A 21,650-nucleotide genomic window follows, 5' to 3' on the forward strand; every position below is an offset into this window, starting at 1 on the left:
ATGCGTTCCTCTCGCCTAGATCATTTGATTATTTTACTGTGTCAATTTTTTTCGACTTTTGGCTTGATGGTCTTAATACCGATCATGCCGCTATATATGGAAAAATTGACGGCGCAAATGGCAGCACCCGCCATTTGGGCAGGTATAGCGCTGTCAGCACCAGCTCTAGGGAGTCTATTTACAGCCCCCCTTATTGGTCATCTATCAGATACATTTGGGCATAAAAAAGCACTGTTACTTTCCTTGGCTGGTTTCTGCATTTCTATACTGTTAATGGCGGGAGCACAGCATCTATTTGTGTTTATTTTTGCCCGTATTTTATTAGGATTTTGCGGTCTATCCGTGATTCTTTATGCCTATACCTCTTATTTGTCTAGCGAGCGACAAAGAGGTCTTGCCTTTGGACAGCTCCAAAGCAGTGTCGCATTGGCCTGTCTATGTGGTCCGGTACTCGGTGGCATATTTATGGATCATTGGAAAGTTGAAACCTTACTCAGTGCCACAGCATATATTGTCATCGTTTTAATCTTAGTTGCTGCTATTTTATTGAGCCAAACTGTGCAGACATCTGTCACGGGACCCGATAAAAAACCATCAACACTACAATCTTTTGATCGAACAATTTTTTCGTGGCTCAGTGCGGGAACCTTTGTCCAAGCTGGCGGGTTCGGTTTAGTGTCCTGTTTTATCTTATATATCAGTGAAATCAGTCGAAATATAGCTATACCCTTATCTATTGCGAGTTTAACAGGAACAATCCACGCACTTTCATGGGGTGCTGCATTTTTTGCTGCAACCTATTGGGGGAAACGCAACGATGCGAGAGGCGATTCATTTCATAATTTTGTCAGTGCAACACTGATCTGTGGAATCACGGTTCTGGCTTTGACATGGACCACTAATATTTGGTTAGTACTGCTCTTAAGACTCATACAAGGTTTCTGTTTCGCTGCACTTATTCCCTCTATTTTTCATACGATTTCTTTAAAAACTGATGCAAGAAATCAAGGAAAAGTGATTGGTATTTCAAATAGTGCCTTTGTTCTTGGTCAACTGTTTGGACCGATTGCGGTCACCCTCACATACTCATTTTTCAATATCACTGCCGCGTTAATTTGCACTGCATTATTTTTTATTGGTGCTGGATTAATCGTGACTTTAAACAAATTTTTAACCAATACAATTTTAGAAGAGGTACAAGAATGAACCCGATCATTACCACCGATGCATGGTCTTACAAGCTTTTTGAACAATACTTGAATACTTTTTTTCGTGAACTTCAAGTTCAACTCGAACAGCATATTCTCTCAGAACAGGATTCACCTTTAGCAATACATGACGCAAATAATTCACCCTGTTTTTCATACCCATTTACTGCATCTAACTCAATCATCTATGGTGCGATACAGCATTTCTCAAGCACAGGTTATCATCGTTACCAGCGCTCTTTTTGTGTATTCAATACTGAGGATAAGACTGTCAAAAGTCTCACTGATCCTAAAGTGTTGGTTAAAATGATAACCGATGAGTTAAAGTTAAATAGCCAATTTAAAGATAAAAAGCAAAATCAGAATCTCTATACGGAAATCGCAAACAGTATCGAAAATACCAAATTCTTTTTAGAAAACAGCGTAGATCAAATAAAGCCTAAACTGGCCTCTAGTTTTCAATCTGCTGAACAAGGCATGTTATATGGACATCCATTTCATGTGACCTCAAAAGCCAATCTAGGCTTTTCTAAAGAGGATATGAAAAAGTATAGCCCAGAGCTAGGTGCGACGTTTCAGTTACACTACTTCGCAGTGCATTCATCCTTAATCCAAAAACTTGTCAGCGATAATAATATTGATCAACTGATTGAAGAAGACGTTTTGAAGCATGCACAACACCGCCTCAAAGATGACTTCAAAAATTATGAACTTTTGCCTACACATCCGTGGCAGGCAAACTTTTTACTCCTACACCCTTCCTTAAAACGCTATTTAGAAAATCATGAGGTTCGATATTTAGGTGCTTTAGGACAAACCGTTTGGCCTACATCTTCAGTACGAACCGTTTGGTTACCGCAATCTAATATTTTTTTAAAACTCTCCATTGATGTGCGTATTACTAGTTTTATTCGTAACAACCCTATGGATGAAATGGAAAGAGCGATTGATGCCAGTAAAATCATTCTTAAGCATCAGATCAACCAACACTATAAAAATATGCTCATTCTTCCAGAGCTTACAGCCAAAACTGTCAAAATCCCTGAGTTAGAAAGTTCTTTTGGCATTATATATCGCGCAGGATTAGCTACGGAAACGCTTGAAAATACTCGAATGCTAGGTGGTTTGGTCGAAGAAAATGAGCATCATCAGATCCCCTTAATGGCGTTTATTGATCAGGCCGCACAAGCCCAAGGACTTCCAAATAGTCACTCAAAAGCCTTTCTTGCTGATTGGTGGAAACAATATATTCAAGTTTCCTTGGTTCCACTGATTGAATTGTTTGCAAATAAAGGGATTAGTGTTGAAGCCCATATGCAAAATAGTTTAATGGAATTTAAACAAGGCTTCCCTGCTCGACTGATTATTCGTGATATGGAAGGGATTAGTGTGGTTTCTGAGATGCTCAATGATCATTCCTCAGTCTCTGAAGATAGCACTGTTTGGTTTTCTCAAAAGGATGCATGGATTTTTCTGCAATATTATTTAGTCATCAATCATATTGCGCATCTAATTAGTGCGATATCAAGAGTAAGCATTATTGAAGAAAGTGAACTTTGGCAAACCACCAGAAAAACCCTGATCGATGAAAACTTCTCAGATAAAGCACAGCACTACTGCAACCTTTTGCTTAACTCTCTCACTTTACCTATTAAGGCAAATATGATGAACACCTTATATCACAGTGGCGGTAACCCGATTTGGATTGATATTGAAAATCCGATTTATAAATACAGAGGCGCTCAAGCACTGACCCCTCTTCAAGCTACGCAACAAATTGATTATAAAGTCCAAGCGGAAAGACGTGTCATCGGGCAATTATTAGAAGCCTTAATCTTTGAAAATGCCTTTAACTACGAAAAATCAAATGGGCAAATTAAATTCTTTATTTCAGATGATCTTTTTTATAGCTGCGACGCTAAACAACATTTTAGTTTTAACCGAATTAAATTAAATCCATCGAGTTTAGTCCGTTATGATGCTGTTCAAAAGTCATCAAGCAGTCCAAATTTAAAAGCATTATTAGCTGATTTAAAACATATTATTGATGCTGATCCAATCAAATGGCAAAGCTTTAATGATGAGCTCAATCTTAGCTATGTCAAACATGCACAAACACTGGGTCTATCACCCAACCAACCATTAAGAACACTGTCATATATTGAGCAAGAAGCCCGTATAAACAATGCACATCTCTATCATCCAAGTTTTAAATCTAGAATAGGCTTTGATCTTAAGGAAAATCAAAAATACTCACCTGAATTATCCCAAGGATTCTCTGTTCAATGGACTGCTACTCATAAAAGCTTATGCAAATTGGTTTTGAGTGAAACGATCAACTTAAATCAACTGTATAAACAGCATTTTTCAGACAAAGACCTTCACGCAATCCGTGAGGAATTGACAGCGTATCAAGTTGATTTCAATGATTATATTCTTAGCCCCATTCATCCTTGGCAATGGGATAAAATTATTGAATTGTATTATCAAGATGCAATCAGCAATCAACTGATCATTCCATTGAAAATCGCTGGACCTACTTATTTACCGCAACAATCAATCCGAACATTATCAAACATCACGGATATTTCAGCGTTATCACTAAAATTAGCGATGAATTTAGTTAACACGTCGACCTCTCGTGTTTTAGCACCACATACTGTGCAAAATGCTGCAAAAATGAGTGACTGGCTGTATAAAATCGTTGAGCAAGACCATATTTTAGAAAAACAACGTAAACCCGTTATTTTAAGAGAAATTGCTGGACTTTCTATCAATCAGCCGATCGCCTTAGCTGTTCAATATGGCGCACTGGCCTGTATTTGGCGTGAAAGTATTTATCATTATCTCAATGAAGGCGAATCAGCAACACCAGTTACAGGTCTAATGCAACTTGATACTGACCAAAAACCGCTGATAGACCACTGGATCAAACAATACGGGATCGAGTTTTGGTTAGAGAAGTTATTAAAAAATGCCTATCTGCCAATTATGCATATTTTATGGTGTCACGGCTTAGCATTGGAATCACATGCACAAAACATGGTGTTAATTCACAAAGATGGTCTACCTGTTAAAGCGGCTTTAAAAGATTTCCATGATGGTATTCGCTTTAGTCGTCATTTGCTAAGAAATCCAGAGCTATTACCCGATTTACAAGACGCGCCTAAAGAACATGCCAAAATTAACCCAAATTCTTTTTTAGAAACGCACGCAGCAAATGAGTTAAGAGATTTCACCCAAGACGCACTTTGGTTTGTCAATCTAGCGGAATTGGCCATATTTCTAAACACACATTATGAGTTTGATGAAATCAAATTTTGGACAATGTTAAGATCAATCATCAATCAACATAAAGAAAAGCATCCAGAATTTGCACAAAGATATGAATTGTTTAACTTTACAGATGACACCATCGATATTGAACAACTTGCAAGTCGTCGCTTCCTACCAGAAATCCGATTAAGAGTACAAACCACCCCAAACCCGTTGAGTTTAATTAAGGAAATTGAATATGAATAAAACTTCAATTTCCTTTAAAAAACGCATGAAAAATGGTGAGTCGCTTTATGGCATATTCTGTTCTATTGCCTCACCAATTCATGTGGAGCAATTGGGACTGGCTGGTTATGACTTTATTATTATTGACTTGGAACATACTTTATTTAGTACGTCCCAAGTTGAAAGCATGATTTTAGCCGCTAGAGCCATACAGCTTGATGTATTGGTTCGAGTCCCCTTAACCGCCAATCACTTGATCTTACCTTTACTCGATGCTGGCGTAACTGGAATTGTATTACCACGTATAGAAAATGCACAACAAGCCCAAGAAGCTGTGAATTATTGCCACTACATGCCCCTAGGACAAAGGGGCTTAAATTCAACTCGGTTAAATCGCTATGGCATGCAGAGCTTAACGGATTTTGTGCAACACGCACACCAAGAAACAGTTGTCGTCGCAATGATTGAAAGTTTAGCTGGTGTAGCAAATATCGATGAAATTTTAGCTATTGATGGGATCGATATTATTCTTGAAGGTTCGGCAGATCTTTCTCAGTCTATGGGCGTTCCTTGGGAAACGCGCCATCCGCAAGTTCAAGCAAAGATCCAAGAGATATATAGCAAAACTCAACAACAGGGTAAATATTTCTGCGCAATTCCGCGCCAGCCTGAAGATATTGCGTTGTGGAAACACCAGTCTGTAAAACTTTTTGTGCTCGGTGATGATCGCAGTATTACCCGTCGAGCACATCAGCTTCATATTGATTCATATAAAGAAATTGTATAGGTCTCTAAACCTTGAGTGGTGTATCAGCTATTCCACTCAATAAAAATTTAAGCTGAATATAAATGTTTTATTGTTTATTTGTTACTGTGAATTACAATCATTCTCAATTATACTTTCGTCAATTTAAAGCAATCTCAGGGTGAGATAAAAGGAAACAAGATGAAAAGCAACAAAATTTTTAATAAGAAGTCTGATGTAAAAAAAATCATTCCACTTATATCAATTGGTGGGTTCATCTTTTTATCACAATCCTCTTTTGCTATTTCACCCACAGAGGCTACAGATACAGAAAACAAAGCTGCGGTGCTTCCAACCATTACTGTCAGCGCATCACGCTCAGATGAATTCTCCTCTTCTGCAAAACAAGTGACCAAATTAGATGAAAAACAAATTGAATTTCTAAAAAATGCGTCTTCTGGAAATATTGCCACAGTTTTAGCCAAAGTTGTGCCTGGTTTATCAGACTCAAGTCGTACAATTACCGATTATGGGCAAACTTTACGCGGACGTAATGCCTTGATCTTGGTTGACGGCGTACCTATGAATTTGACACGTGATACATCAAGAGGTCTTTCATCAATCGACCCGCAAAGTATTACGGGGATAGAAGTCATTCGTGGCAGTAATGCGATTTATGGAAGTGGTGCTGCTGGCGGAACGATTTCAATCACCACCAAAGCTGCAGGCGGTGAACCGACTGCAAAAACTGTGATTGGGCTACAAAGTGCTTTGACCAACTTTCGTACAGATGCTCTAAGTGGAGATATTCATCAATATTTTTCTGGAAGCTTAAATAACTTTGACTATGCATTTGATTTTGGCTATCAACGTATTGGTAGTCCATACGATGCCAGAGGCGATCGTGTTGCACCAGAACCAAGTCAAGGTGATTTATTTGATGCGGATGCATATAGCGTAGGCGGTAAACTTGGCTATCACATTGATGACAACCAATATCTTCAATTTGCAGCAAATTACTATAATGCTGAACAAGATTCTGACTATGCCTCTGACCCAAGTGTAGCAAAACTTCCTGCAGGTAGCGTACCTGCGAAAGCAATCAAAGGGCTTAAATTAAAAGACCAGAATAAAAATGAAAATCAAATCTACAATTTGACCTATAACAATAAAGATTTATTTGGCAGCAAAGTTGACGCGCAAATCTATTACCGAGACTTTTTTACTCGCTTCTCGCCATTTGATGCCCGTAAAGTCAGTACCCGTGGTGGAAAAGTCGATCAGGTTTATCAAAACAATAATGTTCTTGGCAGTCGCCTAACCGTAAACACCCCACTAGAATTTTTAGGTGATACGTCGATTGTTTGGGGTGGCGATTTTAGCCGTGAAAAAAGCGAAATGCCTCTAGATACGTTTGATCCTACAATTTATGACCAATCTGGTGGCTTAGAATTTGTTAAAAATGGAAAACTAATCTATTTACCTGAATTAACCACCCAAAGTATCGGCGGTTTTGCGCAATTAAAGCATAATTTCAATGAGCAATGGTCTGCTGAAGTGGGTACGCGTTATGAAGACAGTTATGCAAAAATTGATAGCTTTGTTCCATTATCACAATTAGGCAAACCAAATCCCTATACTGTTAAGGGGGGTAAAGTGACGGCCGATGCATGGTTATATAATGCCAATGTCACCTTTAAGCCAACAGATCAGCACTCGATTTACGCATCTTTTAATCAAGGTTTTCAATTGCCCGATGTAGGGGTGGTGATCCGTAATGCAACAGCAGGATTTAACTTAGCATCATCATTCCTTGAACCGGTTAAGGTGGATAATTACGAGCTCGGTTGGAACGGTCATTTTAATAATTTTAGTTCGAGCTTAGCGGTGTTCCAGTCAACTTCCGATCTGGGTGGTGTTCAATCCTTTAACAATGGCTTGATACTGACGCGTACCAAAGAAAAAGTGACTGGTGTAGAAGCGACTCTTGATTATCTTGATGATGCAAAAGTATGGGGAACTGGAGGAAGTGTTACATGGATGAAAGGCCGTGAAACCCCACAGAACACCAATACAGAACAAGACATGACGGGTTACCGTATTCCACCTTTAAAAGTAACAGGATACATTTCTTATAGCCCAACAGACACATGGACAAATCGTTTACAAGCGACATATTTTGGTTCAGAAGATTATCGCTTAAACGGTCTCAACAGTTTTGGACGTTATGATGTGAAGTCATATACCACTGCAGATTTAATCAGTAGTTTTGCCCTCAACAAAAAAGATACCGTTACGATTGGCTTAGAAAATATGTTTAACCGTAAATACTATCCTTTATACAGCCAACTTCTCCGTACCAATAATAACACCAGCCATCTGCTGGCGTCAGGTGCAACATTGAAAGTGACTTATAGTCATAAATGGTAAGATTTAATGATAAAGCCTTGTGCTTTTGAATCATAAATGGTTGTCCTACCGTGGGGTGACATGGATGTCGCCCCTTGTGTGTGGGAATACGGGGGTACAGGACGTCCCCCCGCCCAACATAAGCAAAAACAAAGCACTGCTTTGTTTGCAGCGCAAGGTTTTGTATCCCCTACGGAAAGTCAGACATTACATTGCCTACACAAGGTATTTAAACTTTCAATGTAAGGTGGGGCATTGCAAACTTTTTATAATCAAACAATTTATCTCGTCATATAATTGATTTAATTAAAAATATTCATTTCTTGGGTTTGATTTTTTGACAAGTTGACTATACATAAACTCACATGACAAAGAACAGCAAAAAGCCGGCAGTATTGAAACGACCGGCTTTTTTAATTTTGAATCACAAACTATTTAACTATTTATCACGATAAACAATAAATTACGCGCTTAATTCAACTGCAAGTGCTGTTGCTTCACCACCACCAATACAAAGTGTTGCGATCCCTTTGGTTTTACCTAAGCGTTTTAAAGCATGGATCAAGGTCACAATGATTCGTGAACCTGATGAACCCAGTGGATGCCCGAGTGCACAAGCACCGCCATTAATATTGACTTTTTCAGGATCAAGTTTAAATGCATCAATTGCAGCCATAGTGACCATGGCAAAAGCTTCGTTAATTTCCCACAGGTCAACATCGTCTACGGACCAACATACATTTTTCAGTAATTTTTCAATTGCTCCCACAGGTGCAATGGTAAACTCTTCAGGATGCTGGGAATTGGTTGTATAGCCTTTGATTTCGGCCAATACAGTTAAACCACGCTTTTGTGCTTCTGACGCCGACGTGATCAGTAGTGCAGATGCACCATCACTGATTGAACTAGAGTTTGCAGCAGTGATCGTACCGTCTTTAGCAAATGCAGGTTTTAAGCTTGGGATTTTATCAATCTTGGCATTTTCAGGATTTTCGTCCACTTCTACAGTGATCTCACCCTGACGTAACGCTACTTTAACAGGCGTGATTTCGTCTTTAAAATAACCTTCTGCAATCGCTTTTTTTGCACGTGTCAGTGAGCGAATTGCAAACTCATCCATTTGCTCACGGCTATAGCCCTTTTTATCCGCCATTTCCTGTGCAAAACTTCCCATTGCACGCCCCGTACCCGCATCTTCCAAACCATCAAGGAACATATGATCAATCACTTGACCATGCCCCATCCGATAACCTGAACGTGCTTTAGGCAATAAATACGGTGCATTGGTCATAGACTCCATACCACCGATGACAATAATTTTGGCACTTCCTGCTTTAATGGCATCGCTGGCTTGCATCGCAGCTTTCATCCCAGAACCACAGACTTTATTGATTGTGGTTGCGCCAACATGATCTGGTAAACCCGCTTTTCGCATCGCTTGACGTGCTGGACCTTGTTTTAAACCCGCAGGTAATACACAGCCCATAATTACTTCATCAATATCAGCAACAGGCACATTGGCTTGTTCAACAACTTTTTCAATGACGACTGCACCCAAATCCGGTGCAGATAGACTTGCAAGACTGCCTTGAAAACTTCCCATTGCAGTACGACGAGCAGCGACGATGACAATCTTTTCCATTCAAGTTCACCTTGTATTTTAAATGCGTATACTTTTGAAGCGGGTATTTTTGAAAATAGCATATCCATTGATAACATGTCTAAGCCGCCAAAGCGACTTAGCATTTAAACTTGGCTGGTTAAATTATAATTTTAAGCTTGCTTTGTCACAATCAAGCCACAGCGAGATTTGAGGTGATCAGCTCTACCCCTGTTGCCGCCTGAATTTGTTCTAGGCTCACATCTTTAGCCAATTCAATCAACTCAACACCTTGGGGAGTGATATCCATCACCCCTAGATCCGTAATTATACGGTTTACGACCAGTCTTCCAGTAAGCGGTAATGAACATTCAGCGACAATTTTAGGACTACCATCTTTAGCACAATGTTCCATCAACACCACGACTTTTTGTACACCAGCAACCAAATCCATTGCACCGCCCATACCTTTTACTTTTTTCCCAGGGATCATCCAGTTGGCTAAATCTCCCTTTTCGGAAACCTCCATTGATCCTAAAATGGCAATATTGACCTTACCACCACGAATCATGGCAAAAGATTCAGCACTAGAGAAAAATGCAGCACCCTTACGTGCAGTTACGGTTTGTTTACCCGCATTAATTAAATCTGCATCGACAGTATCTTGTGTTGGAAATTCATCAATTCCCAATAAGCCATTTTCAGATTGAAGCCAGACATTGATATTGTCAGGAATATAGTTTGCAACCAAGGTAGGTAAGCCAATGCCTAGATTGACATAAAAGCCATCTTCAAGCTCTTGCGCTGCACGTTCAGCCATTTCATTACGCGTCCAAGCCATGATTAAATCTCCGTCTTCAATGTCAATTGTTCAATTCGTTTTTCAGGCTGCGCATTTAAAACAATACGACTTACATAAATGCCCGGTAAATGAATTGAATCTGGATCTAACTCACCAATTTCAACAATTTCTTCAACTTCGACAATGGTCAATTTGCCAGCCATTGCACACTCAGGGTTAAAGTTTCGTGCAGTCTTACGAAAAATTAAGTTACCAGCTTTATCAGCCTTATAGGCTTTTACCAAAGCAATATCTGCAACCAATGCTTGTTCGAGTATGTAATCTTTACCATCAAATTCGCGAACTTCTTTGCCTTCGGCAATCAATGTCCCAACACCTGTTTGGGTAAAGAACGCTGGAATACCTGCACCACCTGCACGTAACTTTTCAGCCAAGGTGCCTTGCGGTGTCAACTCAACTTCAAGCTCACCATTTAAATATTGACGTTCAAATTCTTTGTTTTCACCGACATAGGATGAAATCATTTTTTTAATTTGTTTGGTTTGTAAAAGCTTGCCTAGACCAAAATCATCCACACCGGCATTGTTAGAAATACAGGTTAGACCCGTTACGCCAATTTCTTTTAAGGCATCAATCAATGCTTCTGGAATACCACATAATCCAAAACCACCCACTGCAAAAGTCTGGTTGTTTGCAACCACATCAGCCAAAGCTTCATGTGCATTCGCGACAACTTTGTTCATCGTTTTAACTCTATGTCCTTTAGAATTATTATTATTAACATCGAGCAAATTATTTTAGAAATTGATTCTTTCAAATGTCTAATGAGTAAAACTCATTAATCTGATTTTACCTTGAAATAGTGGAGGTTATGATGAGGTGACATTCTTTTAAAACTGATGTGCCAATATCGTTTCAATAAATTGCGAAGAAATATTAGAAATTTCAAAATCTTTTTTATAAATGATTCCAACAGAAAGATTGACATTGCCCTCTTCAATTTCAACCAAGACATTATTTTCTTTATCGATATAATTTTGAAAATGACGTGGGATCGCACTGACCCCCATACCAAAAGCCACAAAATGCGACAATGAACTAATTTGATGACACTCAAGTTTTAAATCTAAGATCATATTATTTTGTGAACATTTCTCTTCCACCACGTGTCGAATGATCGAAGGTTTCTGTAAAGTGATAAAAGGATAGGCATAAAGCTCACGCCATGTCACACTTTTACGCTGCGCCAACTGATGATCTTTAGGAAGTAGTGCTAAAAAATCTTCATTGAAAAATGGCTTAAAAATTAATTGATCATTGTGTTGCGGTTCAAAACAAATCCCAATTTCAAAAATACCCTCTTGGACTTTTTCAATAATTTTTTCATTGGGAATATCATGGATTGAAAAATTGATATTGGGATGATTCTTATTAAATTCATGCAGTACAGCAGGTAAAACAGCATGTGTCGCGAAAGGCATCGAGGCAATATTCAATGTGCCACGATGTAATTTAAAACGCTGTTTAACATCTCTTTCCATGTCTTCCCAATTTGCCAAAAGTTTTTTAGCAAATGGAATCAACGAATTTCCCTCAGCAGTAAGATCCACACGGCGGGTATTGCGCTTAAACAGCTTGCCACCCAACTCATCCTCTAAACTTTTGATACTTAAGCTTAAAGCAGATTGACTTAGGCAAAGTTCATTGGCAGCATTGGCATAATTCAATGTCCGAGCAAGAACTAAAAAAGCTTTTAACTGTTTGAGTGTCATACGGCAACCTAACTGATTTATAGCTCTATAATACGCTAAACCAAGCGAGTTTTGATCCTAAAATGAGTCATTTGAGCTATCGATTTGCTTATAGAATAAGATATCAATCCATGCTAGCTGATCTCGTTTTGCTCAGATTGATGTCTTAATGAAAGTTTTTAATTTGTGTGATCTGTAAAAAATATGTCTATGCATTTAAATCAGGACAAAATCGATATATTACGTATTTCAAGCAACACACTTGTCAATAAAACTACTGCTGTAAATAAAAATTAAAACGTTGAACATATACTCATTCATCTGCATCTCCAATTTGGCTTTTTTCTTTTGCTTATCTATGACCTATTGCGCAAAAACCTCATGAAACTTGTTTCTATTCATTAGTTTTCCATATTGACTCATAAATATTTTCAAACAATGCCTCGAATAATTTGGATTATAGTTTTATCCATCATTTGGAAATGGATATTCCAATTTATAAGTCTGGACGATTTATAAAAGCTAAATTTATTAATCAATATTAATTTCTCTAGATATCCATTTTTATTGGTTTCACTCACTAATGCATTTTTATGATTGAGATAGCCTTGTCGTGATTTGAAATAAAAACAAGGTGGGTTTTGACATATATTCTTTAAGGACGGAGTAAAAATATGTGGGAACTGGGTATAATTTTACTTTCTCTTGGCTTGTTGATGTACACAGCCTACAGAGGATTTTCTGTAATTCTCATGGCACCGATTTGTGCCTTATTGGCCGTCTTGCTGATTAATCCTGCCAACGTTTTACCATTTTATTCTGGTGTGTTTATGCCAAAAATGGTGGGCTTTATTAAAGATTATTTCTTGGTGTTTTTGCTGGGTGCGATTTTTGGTAAAGTTGTTGAAATGTCTGGTATTGCTGAATCCATTGCCAAAACGATTGTTCAATTAATTGGCTCTAAAAATGCAATGCTTACCGTTGTTCTGCTAGGGGCAATTTTAACCTATAGCGGCGTCAGTTTATTTGTCGTGGTTTTTGCAGTCTATCCCTTTGCAAACCAATTATTTAGACAAGCAAATATCCCTAAGCGTCTGATTCCTGGCACGATTGCACTGGGTGCTTTCTCCTTTACCATGGATGCCTTACCGGGTACGCCTCAGATTCAAAACGTTATTCCAACCACATTTTTTGGAACCAATATTTATGCAGCGCCATTTTTAGGGATTATCGGTGCAATCTTTGTTCTAGGTGTCGGATTAACTTATCTGGAATGGCGTCGTCGTGTTGCTGCTCGCAATGGAGATGGGTTTGCATCTGGTATTACTTTAACAGAAGCCGAACTTCAACAATTCGAAAATCAATCTCAGCAACAAGATAATGGTTCTGGTCTACGTCAATTTATGGCATTTGTTCCCTTAATTTTAGTTGCAGTGATGAATAAATATTTATCTACAGCAATTAAAACATGGTATCCAAATGGCTTTGATTTTAATGCGCTTGGACTAGCAAACTACACTGTCGATGTCGCAAAAACGTCAGCGATTTGGGCAGTTGGTTTGGCTTTAATCGTTGGGATTATCACTGCGATTATGTTCGATTATCGTCGTGTTTCAACCAGCTTTAAAGAAGGTGTAAACGCAAGTATAGGTGGTTCTCTACTCGCTGTGATGAACACTGCATCTGAGTATGGTTTTGGTGCAATCATTGCCGCTTTACCGGGTTTTGCTGTAATCAGTCATGCTTTGGGGCATACATTTACCAATCCATTGGTCAATGGTGCAGTCACCACAACCGTTTTGGCTGGGATTACAGGTTCAGCATCTGGCGGTATGAGTATTGCCCTCAGTGCCATGGCTGACCAATACAATACAGCTATTGCAGCAATGGGCATTCCTGCTGAAGTGATGCATCGTATTGTTGCAATGGCATCTGGCGGTATGGACACCTTACCGCATAACGGTGCCGTGATTACCCTACTTGCAGTCACTGGACTTACACATAAACAATCTTATAAAGACATTTTTGCCATTACCATCATTAAAACAGTTGCAGTATTTGTCGCAATTGCTGCATTTACATGGTTTGGTATCGTCTAAGTTTATCTTCAAAATGAACACAGGGAGTCAATAATGAGTCAACTTCTCAAAGATAAAGTTGCATTTATCACAGGTTCAGCAAGTGGTATTGGACTTGAAATTGCCAAAAAATTTGCCCTTGAAGGTGCAAAAGTGGTGATTTCGGATATGAATGCGGACAAATGTAATGAAGCAGTTTTAGCCTTAAAAACTGATGGATTTGAAGCCTTATCTGCACCTTGTGATGTTTCAGATGAAGATGCTTATGCTGCTGCTATTGGTCTAGCACATAGCAGCTTTGGTCGTTTGGATATTTTGATCAATAATGCTGGTTTTCAGCATGTTGCTACCATCGAAGAGTTTCCAACTGCCATTTATCAAAAACTACTGAATGTCATGCTGGTGGGTTCTTTTATTGGAATCAAACATGCATTTCCAATCATGAAGGCACAAAACTATGGCCGTATTATCAATATGGCTTCGATCAATGGTTTAATCGGTTTTGCTGGAAAAGCGGGTTATAACAGTGCCAAACATGGGGTGATTGGTTTAACTAAAGTTGCAGCGTTAGAATCTGCTCGAGATGGAATCACGGTCAATGCATTATGCCCAGGTTATGTCGACACACCTTTGGTACGTGGTCAAATTAAAGATTTAGCTAAAACTCGCAATGTCAGCGAAACAAGTGCACTTGAAGATGTCATTTTAGCCATGGTGCCACAAAAGCGCTTACTCAATGTTGAAGAAATTGCAGATTATGCCGTTTTCTTGGCGAGTGAAAAAGCGGCGGGGGTGACAGGTCAAGCAGTGGTTATGGATGGTGGTTATACCGCTCAGTAATACAGTTGATGATTGCAATGAGCATGAATTTGTCTCTATGTAAATCATCTAACCAGATGTAATACATATTCATTTGTAGGGGGAAATCCTCCCCTACTGTTTTTTAGTTTTTCTATCTTTAGTTTTTATCAAAGTGAAAGGCTCACTTTGTCATGTGTCATAGCTAGACAATCCAACGTTCTCAAGTTATTCAAGGAAAATGAATATATGAAACCCATAAATAAAGTTGCCATTATCGGTACTGGTGTTATTGGTGCAAGTTGGGCAGCATTCTATTTAAGTAAAGGATTTCAGGTGAATGCTTTTGATCCTGCAGCTGATGCAGAATTAAATTTAAAAAATAGAGTTCAGACCTATTTACTGGATCTGTTCGAGTTGGCTGAAGAGCAAACCACCTCTTCTGACTGTTATGTTTCAGACACTTTAAAAAATCTCACTTTTTATCAAAATCTAACAGATGCGGTAAAAGATGCCGATTTTATTCAAGAAAATGGTCCAGAGCGGATTGATCTAAAAAAAGACTTATATGCACAGCTCACTCAAAACTGCCCTAAAGATAGCATTATCGCTTCAAGTTCATCTGGATTAAAAATCTCAGATATTCAACATGATTGCCTTTATCCTGAAAGAATCGTACTGGGTCATCCTTTTAACCCGCCACACTTATTACCTTTGGTTGAGATTATTGGTGGAGAAAAAACCCAAGCGAACTATATTCATGATGCTTTTGAGTTTTATACATTATTGGGAAAAAAACCGATTTTAATTCAGAAAGAAGTTAAAGGGCATGTCGCCAATCGTTTACAGTCTGCAATTTGGAGAGAAGCGTTTTATCTGGTTTCTGAAGGTGTATGTAGCGCAGAAGATATTGATATCGCCATCACCAATGGCCCCGGATTACGTTGGGCAATATTTGGTCCTTATTTAAATATGCAGTTGGCCAATCAACATGGATTTAAAGCCGCTATGCATCATTTAGGTGAACCGATGTCTGAATGGTGGGCTGATATGCACCCTTATACCTTGTCTGAAGAAAAAATTGAGATGCTGAATGATGAAACTCAACAGTTTGTTAAAAAACTAGGTGATAAGAATCTTCAATTACTTCGTGATCAGGCATTACTGCGATCTTTAAAGATGCGTAAAGAATTAGATTTGCCTTAATCGGATTTTACAAAAGTGATCTTCATTGATTCTCCAGAATTCTCATCTGGAGAATTTAGTCTTCAAAAGTTTAGCCAAGGGAAACAGGATCATTGACCTTCCCGCTCCTAAATTGAATCAACAGATCAAAGCACCCCAAGCAACAATTTCAGACTGAACCTTGTTGCTTATTTTTGAATTACATCAAAATACCCATTAGCTTTTAGATTGTTCGAAAATTCGAATAGACATGCCAAGTTTCATATCATTATTCTTCTACTAAAAACAGTTATCGTTGTCTTATTCGCTACTTTAATCATTAAGTCGCCCAAATAAGGGAAGTATTATGCTCAACAATAAAATAAAGTTAAAACAAATGTGGTAAAGCAATTTCAGTACAACGAATGAAAAATATAAACAATCGCTAATTCATATGGTGACCCAACATGCGAACTTTCTATACGATTCTCATCGGTATAATGCTACTCCTTGCAATTCTTTTTATAAGTCGAATATTACGTGGTCGCTTTAACCAGACATTATTTTTTATTCTGTTCATCTTGATTTGGTTTGTAGCAATGAGCTGGAATATGTATATGGGCATACAAGCAGGATATGCGGTTAAAGAAGAATTCTTAATATTTTTACTTAATTTTGGTATTCCTTCTCTTCTCGCGACTTACTTCATATATAAAAAATAAAAGCTCTATTTAGCTTGCTAAGGTTAAAAACCAGCATGTAAATAACGATCAAAACTAGTGATTACTTATTTTAAAGCACTCTCCAAAAAGAGTGCTTTTTTTGTTAATTTTTACTGGTTAAACATGATTAGGCATAGATTTGATCAATTAAAATTAGCTTTCCTTTTTTCGATAAAGGCCGCAACACCCTCTTTATAATTGTCTGATTGTCCAGCAATACGCTGTAACTCTCGTTCCAACTGTAACTGTTCAGCCAAAGTATTTTGCGAGGCAGTATTTAAGGCCTTTTTAATTAGCGAAATCGAACTGCTTGGTTGCTCTGCCAAACGTTCCGCCAATTCAATCACGCTTTGGTCAAAAGCATCATCTTCATAGACCTCCCAAATAAGCCCCCAACTCAAGGCTTTCTGGGCAGATAACTTATCCCCGAACATGGTCAAACCTTTGGCTCGGGCAAGCCCCACCAGATGTGGCAAATTCCACGTCCCACCTGCATCTGGGATTAAACCGACTTTGCAAAAAGATTGTATAAACGTAGCAGATTGCTTGGCCACAACAATATCGCAAGCCAAAGCCAAGTTCGCCCCTGCACCAGCCGCTACGCCATTGATCGCAGCCACAACAGGTTTAGCCATATTGGAAATTTTAATGACTAACGGATTATAAAATTTTTCTAAGGCAGCACCTGCATCATAATCAGCTGCACTTATCACCTCTTTATTTCTCGTTCTTAAATCCTGACCTGCACAGAAGCCCTTACCTGAACCAGAGATTACAATGGCTTTAATCTCAGTAGAAACCGCCCACAGGTCTAAAATTGCAGCAATTTCACGATGCATTTGCTCATTAAAACTATTGAGCACCTCGGGACGGTTTAAGGTTAAATAGCCCACCCGATTTTCCTGACGAATCAAAATATGTTGAAAATCCATTTATTTTTACTCATTTAAATAAAAACATCCTGACCCTGCTTAAAAAGCAAAGTCATCTTGTTCTAATTCCATTACCGCTTCAGCGCCCGATGCAATAGAAGCCGCATGGCTTTGGGTACGGTGTAATAATTTTTGAAAGAAAAATTTCGCTGTGGTTAATTTAGCCTGATAAAATTTTTCGTCCGGTGTTGCTTGACTTAACTTTTCATCTGCTACTTGCGCCATACGTGCCCAAAGATAAGCAAACACGACATAGCTAGAGAAATACAGATAATCAACTGAAACAGCGCCAATTTCTTCTGGGTTTTGCTGTGCTTTTTTGGCAACACTGTCTGTAATTGACAGCCACTGTTGCTTGAGTTCCGCCAGTTTTTCCAGATAAGCTGCCAATACGGTATTTGATTGGTTGGCTGCAATAAACTGCTCAATTAAATCAGTCATATTTTTTAATAGTTTGCCATCCGACTTTAGCACCTTACGTGCCAGCAAATCTAAAGACTGAATCTCTGTGGTTCCCTCATACAAGGTTGAGATACGGGCATCACGAACAATTTGCTCCATGCCATGTTCAACAATAAATCCATGCCCACCAAAAATTTGTACGCCGTGTTTTGCCGCTTCATTGCCTGATTCAGTTAAAAAAGCTTTGGCAATCGGGGTTAAAAATGCCAACAATTCATCTGAGATTTTCTGTTGTTCAGGATCATTGGATGTTTCAACAATATCAACATGCTGAGCCAGAAAATATGCCAGTGCTCGACCACCTTCAGAAAAGGCTTTTTGCGTCATTAACATCGAACGCACAGCTGGATGCACAATAATCGGATCAGCATTTTTATCTGGGTATTTTGCGCCTGATAAAGCACGCATCGCCAACCGTTCTTTGGCATAACTCAGCGCACCTTGAAATGAAATCTCCGAAGCCGCCAACCCTTGTACAGCTGTTCCAATACGTGCTGTGTTCATAAAGGTAAACATACAATTTAGCCCACGGTTTTCAGGTCCAATTAAATAGCCCTTGGCCCCATCAAAATTTAAAACACAAGTTGCATTACCATGAATTCCCATCTTATGTTCGATCGCACTACAGATAACATTATTACGATCTTGGCAATCACCTGCATCATCGAGGTTAAATTTAGGCACGATAAACAGTGAAATTCCTTTAGTCCCCGTTGGTGCTTGTGGTAATCGGGCTAAAACAATATGAATAATATTTTCTGACAGATCATGTTCCCCAGCAGAAATGAAGATTTTCTCGCCAGTAATTGCATAACTTCCATCAGGGTTTGGTTCGGCCTTGGTGCGGATCAAACCTAAATCTGAACCCGCATGTGACTCAGTTAGACACATTGTCCCTGTCCAAACGCCACTAATCAGTTTACTTAAAAATTGTTGCTTCTGTTCTGCTGTACCATGATGTTCAATGGTACGCATTGCACCATGCGATAAGCCAGGATACATCGCCCAAGCCCAGTTAGAACCACACAGCATTTCTGAGATTGCAATACGCAATAATGTGGGTAAACCTTGACCGCCATATTCAGGATCTGCTGTGAGTGAGGTAAAACCTAATTCCGTATATTTATGATATGCCTGCTTAAATCCCGCTGGGGTTGTGACGACACCTTGATTTAAGTGACAACCTTCCTGGTCACCATTTTGATTGATGGGTGCAAGCTCATTTTCACAAAAGTCTGCTGCGGCATCTAAATATTGATTGATCAATTCACGACTAACCGTTTCCTGATATTTGGGTAGTTTTTGGTAGTTTTCTTCTGTTTGCAACATTTCATGCAGTACAAATTGCATATCACGCAGTGGTGCTTTGTATAAAGGCATAGTGTTTCCCTTTCAATTCTTCTGCCGATGATGCAGATAGAGATGATTTCCCTTAGATGACAATTTTATTTTACGATTGTTTAAAAATATCAAATAAATTTCTTATTGCAAAATTTATTTTCATTTTTATTAAATAATTTTATTTAAAAATATCGCCAAAACATGATAATTCGACATAAAAAGCTGTATTTAAACAATAAAATTTAATTAATTCAGAACTCCAGCATAATATTTAATTAAAAAATAATTTTGTATAGCAAAATTTTATTTCGTAAAATAAACTTTTATAGTATGTTAATTAGATCGCTTAACACTCCAAGGATGATTTATGGATAACCCTCAATACACAGGTCTTGAGTTCTTAACGGCTTTAAAAAATGGTGAAATTTCAGCATCACCTATGGCGCAAACCATTCCTATGCAGTTAATCGAAGTTTCTAAAGGCAAAGCGACGTATAAGGTTACGCCAAGTCAAGCGCATCGAAATATACAAGGAACAATCCATGGCGGTTTTTGTGCGACTGCTTTAGATACTGCAACGGGAAGTGCAGCGCATACCTTGCTGGAACATGGCGTTGGTTATGGCACGATTGATCTCAATGTGAAAATGATTCGCCCAATGCAGATCAATACTGCCTACTACGCACAAGCTGAACTGATTAATGCTGGACGTAATATCATTACTACAGAAGGTAAAATTGTGGATGAAAATGGTAAAATTTATGCTTTTGCGACAGCAACTCTGATGATCATACGAAAGTAATAAAAAGACTAAGCCCTCAAAGGGCTTAGGGTCTGATGACATTTCATAAATGGCTTGCGTTCTAAGCCAAAATTGAGCACTGCTTTGTTTACAGCATAAGGTACTGCGTGGGATCAATCTTTTATTACTGTTTTCTTCATTACATAAAAATCTATTCGGTCAATTATAAAACTTAGAATTGCCATGGCTAAACCCACAACCACACAGACACTCCATCCCCAGTGTTTCCATGTGTAGACCGCAACCAACGAACCCAGTGCAGCACCACCAAAATACAGTGTCATATAAATAGAATTAATCCGAGAACGTGCTTGTGTTGAAATTCGATAGACCAGATTTTGGTTAAGTACATGAAAGGCCGATAAACCAAAATAAGCCAAAATCACACCTCCTGCATAAGCCAGCAAAGACTGCTGAGCAAAAAATAGTGGAATCCATGCAAGTACCAAAAACCACATACAAATCAGTGCAACTTTATTTTCCAATCCTTTGGCAATTTGTTTTCCCGCCCAAGGGGTTGCAAACACACCCGCCAGACCAACTATGCCAAATAAACCAATTTGGAAATCATTAAAATGATAAGGCGCATTGGCAAGAATAAACGTCATGGTGGTAAAGATCAGCGCCAATATACCGAAGCCGATCCCACCTGCCAGACCACGGCGGATTAAATGTGGCTGATCAACGGCCAATGTAAACAATGAACGATAAATTTGCAGCACTGTTAATTGATGAGATTTTCGAGCAACGGGTAATTTAAGCCACATCACTACTGCAAAAGCTAAAATCACAATACCACTGAGTAAATACACCGCATGCCATGACCAAACAGTCGAAAGCAAGCCTGCGATTGATCTTGCCAAGAGAATGCCTAAAAACAAACCACTCATCAGTGTTCCGACAATTTGCGGGCTTTTTTGAGGGCTCGCCAAACCAGCGGCAAATGGTACCAAGACTTGTGTCGTAATCGAAAAGAAGGTCGCTAAAAAGGTAAAACCATACAATACAGGCAAGCTTTGACTTAAAGAAAGTCCGATCTGGGCAAAACCTGTGCAGCACATCAATAGACAAATATAGCTACGCTTTTCAAAAAAATCACCGAGCGGCACTAAGATAAACAGACCAACTGCATAAGAGAGTTGACCGATTACAATTGTTAAAGCCACTTGCTCTGCATTGACCTGTAAAGCTTCTGCAATAGAATAAATCAAAGGCTGGTTATAATAGTTCGAACCTGCACAAATTCCACATGCCATTGCCATGATGAAAATAAAGCTTTTTGACAAGATATGCGTTGTGTCAGGTTGAACTATTTTTTCCATTGCGCAGCTCACC

At 38.7% G+C, this 21,650-nt stretch carries 15 protein-coding genes; 8 read left to right on the forward strand and 7 right to left on the reverse strand.

Annotation, left to right across the window (positions count from 1 at the left end; genetic code table 11):
• The 4 genes from AC4CVF_RS11205 to AC4CVF_RS11220 all read left to right on the forward strand — a co-directional run bounded on the left by AC4CVF_RS11205 (position 1) and on the right by AC4CVF_RS11220 (position 7,884).
• A complete protein-coding gene (locus AC4CVF_RS11205; RefSeq protein ID WP_336954734.1) occupies positions 1-1,206 on the forward strand; it encodes an MFS transporter in 1,206 nt (401 codons plus the stop codon).
• On the forward strand, positions 1,203-4,730 hold the full coding sequence (locus AC4CVF_RS11210) for an IucA/IucC family protein (RefSeq protein ID WP_490789457.1): 3,528 nt from the start codon (positions 1,203-1,205) through the stop codon (positions 4,728-4,730). Before AC4CVF_RS11205 ends, AC4CVF_RS11210 begins: the two co-directional genes overlap by 4 nt.
• Positions 4,723-5,496, forward strand: a complete 774-nt coding sequence (locus AC4CVF_RS11215) for an HpcH/HpaI aldolase family protein (protein ID WP_419329245.1) — start codon at positions 4,723-4,725, stop codon at positions 5,494-5,496. The genes AC4CVF_RS11210 and AC4CVF_RS11215 overlap by 8 nt, the downstream gene beginning before the upstream one ends.
• A gap of 159 nt (positions 5,497-5,655) precedes the next feature.
• Complete coding sequence (locus tag AC4CVF_RS11220) at positions 5,656-7,884, forward strand: TonB-dependent receptor (protein WP_490789458.1); 2,229 nt, start codon at positions 5,656-5,658, stop codon at positions 7,882-7,884.
• A gap of 442 nt (positions 7,885-8,326) precedes the next feature.
• Here the strand turns inward: AC4CVF_RS11220 and AC4CVF_RS11225 are convergent, their stop codons facing one another.
• From AC4CVF_RS11225 to AC4CVF_RS11240, 4 genes are all read right to left on the reverse strand, one after another.
• Positions 8,327-9,505 carry a thiolase family protein gene (locus AC4CVF_RS11225; RefSeq protein ID WP_490789459.1) on the reverse strand — a complete coding sequence of 393 codons (1,179 nt, stop codon included), beginning with the start codon at positions 9,503-9,505 and terminating at the stop codon, positions 8,327-8,329.
• A 151-nt stretch (positions 9,506-9,656) separates the two neighbouring features.
• A complete protein-coding gene (locus AC4CVF_RS11230; protein WP_154130373.1) occupies positions 9,657-10,304 on the reverse strand; it encodes a 3-oxoacid CoA-transferase subunit B in 648 nt (215 codons plus the stop codon).
• A 2-nt stretch (positions 10,305-10,306) separates the two neighbouring features.
• Positions 10,307-11,008: a CoA transferase subunit A gene (locus AC4CVF_RS11235; protein WP_004721433.1), complete on the reverse strand. Its 702-nt coding sequence runs from the start codon at positions 11,006-11,008 to the stop codon at positions 10,307-10,309.
• 147 nt (positions 11,009-11,155) lie between these two features.
• Positions 11,156-12,037, reverse strand: a complete 882-nt coding sequence (locus AC4CVF_RS11240) for a LysR family transcriptional regulator (RefSeq protein WP_490789460.1) — start codon at positions 12,035-12,037, stop codon at positions 11,156-11,158.
• A 653-nt stretch (positions 12,038-12,690) separates the two neighbouring features.
• Here AC4CVF_RS11240 and AC4CVF_RS11245 point away from each other — a divergent pair.
• The 3 genes from AC4CVF_RS11245 to AC4CVF_RS11255 all read left to right on the forward strand — a co-directional run bounded on the left by AC4CVF_RS11245 (position 12,691) and on the right by AC4CVF_RS11255 (position 16,098).
• Positions 12,691-14,115, forward strand: coding sequence for a GntP family permease (locus AC4CVF_RS11245; protein ID WP_419361410.1), 1,425 nt, complete (start codon positions 12,691-12,693; stop codon positions 14,113-14,115).
• 33 nt (positions 14,116-14,148) lie between these two features.
• Positions 14,149-14,934 (forward strand): 3-hydroxybutyrate dehydrogenase, encoded by a 786-nt coding sequence (locus AC4CVF_RS11250; RefSeq protein ID WP_336954727.1) that lies wholly within the window; start codon positions 14,149-14,151, stop codon positions 14,932-14,934.
• 207 nt (positions 14,935-15,141) lie between these two features.
• On the forward strand, positions 15,142-16,098 hold the full coding sequence (locus tag AC4CVF_RS11255; protein ID WP_490789461.1) for a 3-hydroxyacyl-CoA dehydrogenase NAD-binding domain-containing protein: 957 nt from the start codon (positions 15,142-15,144) through the stop codon (positions 16,096-16,098).
• Between the two features lie 823 nt (positions 16,099-16,921).
• Here the strand turns inward: AC4CVF_RS11255 and paaG are convergent.
• Together paaG and AC4CVF_RS11265 are read right to left on the reverse strand one after the other, a co-directional pair.
• Positions 16,922-17,710 carry a 2-(1,2-epoxy-1,2-dihydrophenyl)acetyl-CoA isomerase PaaG gene (paaG, locus tag AC4CVF_RS11260; RefSeq protein ID WP_336954789.1) on the reverse strand — a complete coding sequence of 263 codons (789 nt, stop codon included), beginning with the start codon at positions 17,708-17,710 and terminating at the stop codon, positions 16,922-16,924.
• Positions 17,711-17,749: 39 nt separating this feature from the next.
• Positions 17,750-19,552 carry an acyl-CoA dehydrogenase C-terminal domain-containing protein gene (locus AC4CVF_RS11265; RefSeq protein ID WP_336954790.1) on the reverse strand — a complete coding sequence of 601 codons (1,803 nt, stop codon included), beginning with the start codon at positions 19,550-19,552 and terminating at the stop codon, positions 17,750-17,752.
• A 328-nt stretch (positions 19,553-19,880) separates the two neighbouring features.
• Between AC4CVF_RS11265 and AC4CVF_RS11270 the strand changes: the two genes are divergently transcribed.
• Positions 19,881-20,315, forward strand: coding sequence for a PaaI family thioesterase (locus tag AC4CVF_RS11270; RefSeq protein WP_336954791.1), 435 nt, complete (start codon positions 19,881-19,883; stop codon positions 20,313-20,315).
• A gap of 113 nt (positions 20,316-20,428) precedes the next feature.
• On the opposite strand, the gene AC4CVF_RS11275 is transcribed toward AC4CVF_RS11270, so the two are convergent.
• On the reverse strand, positions 20,429-21,637 hold the full coding sequence (locus tag AC4CVF_RS11275) for an MFS transporter (protein WP_419329227.1): 1,209 nt from the start codon (positions 21,635-21,637) through the stop codon (positions 20,429-20,431).
• Between the last annotated feature and the right edge of the window lie 13 nt (positions 21,638-21,650).

Source organism: Acinetobacter sp. LipI_19 (genome assembly GCF_058242925.1).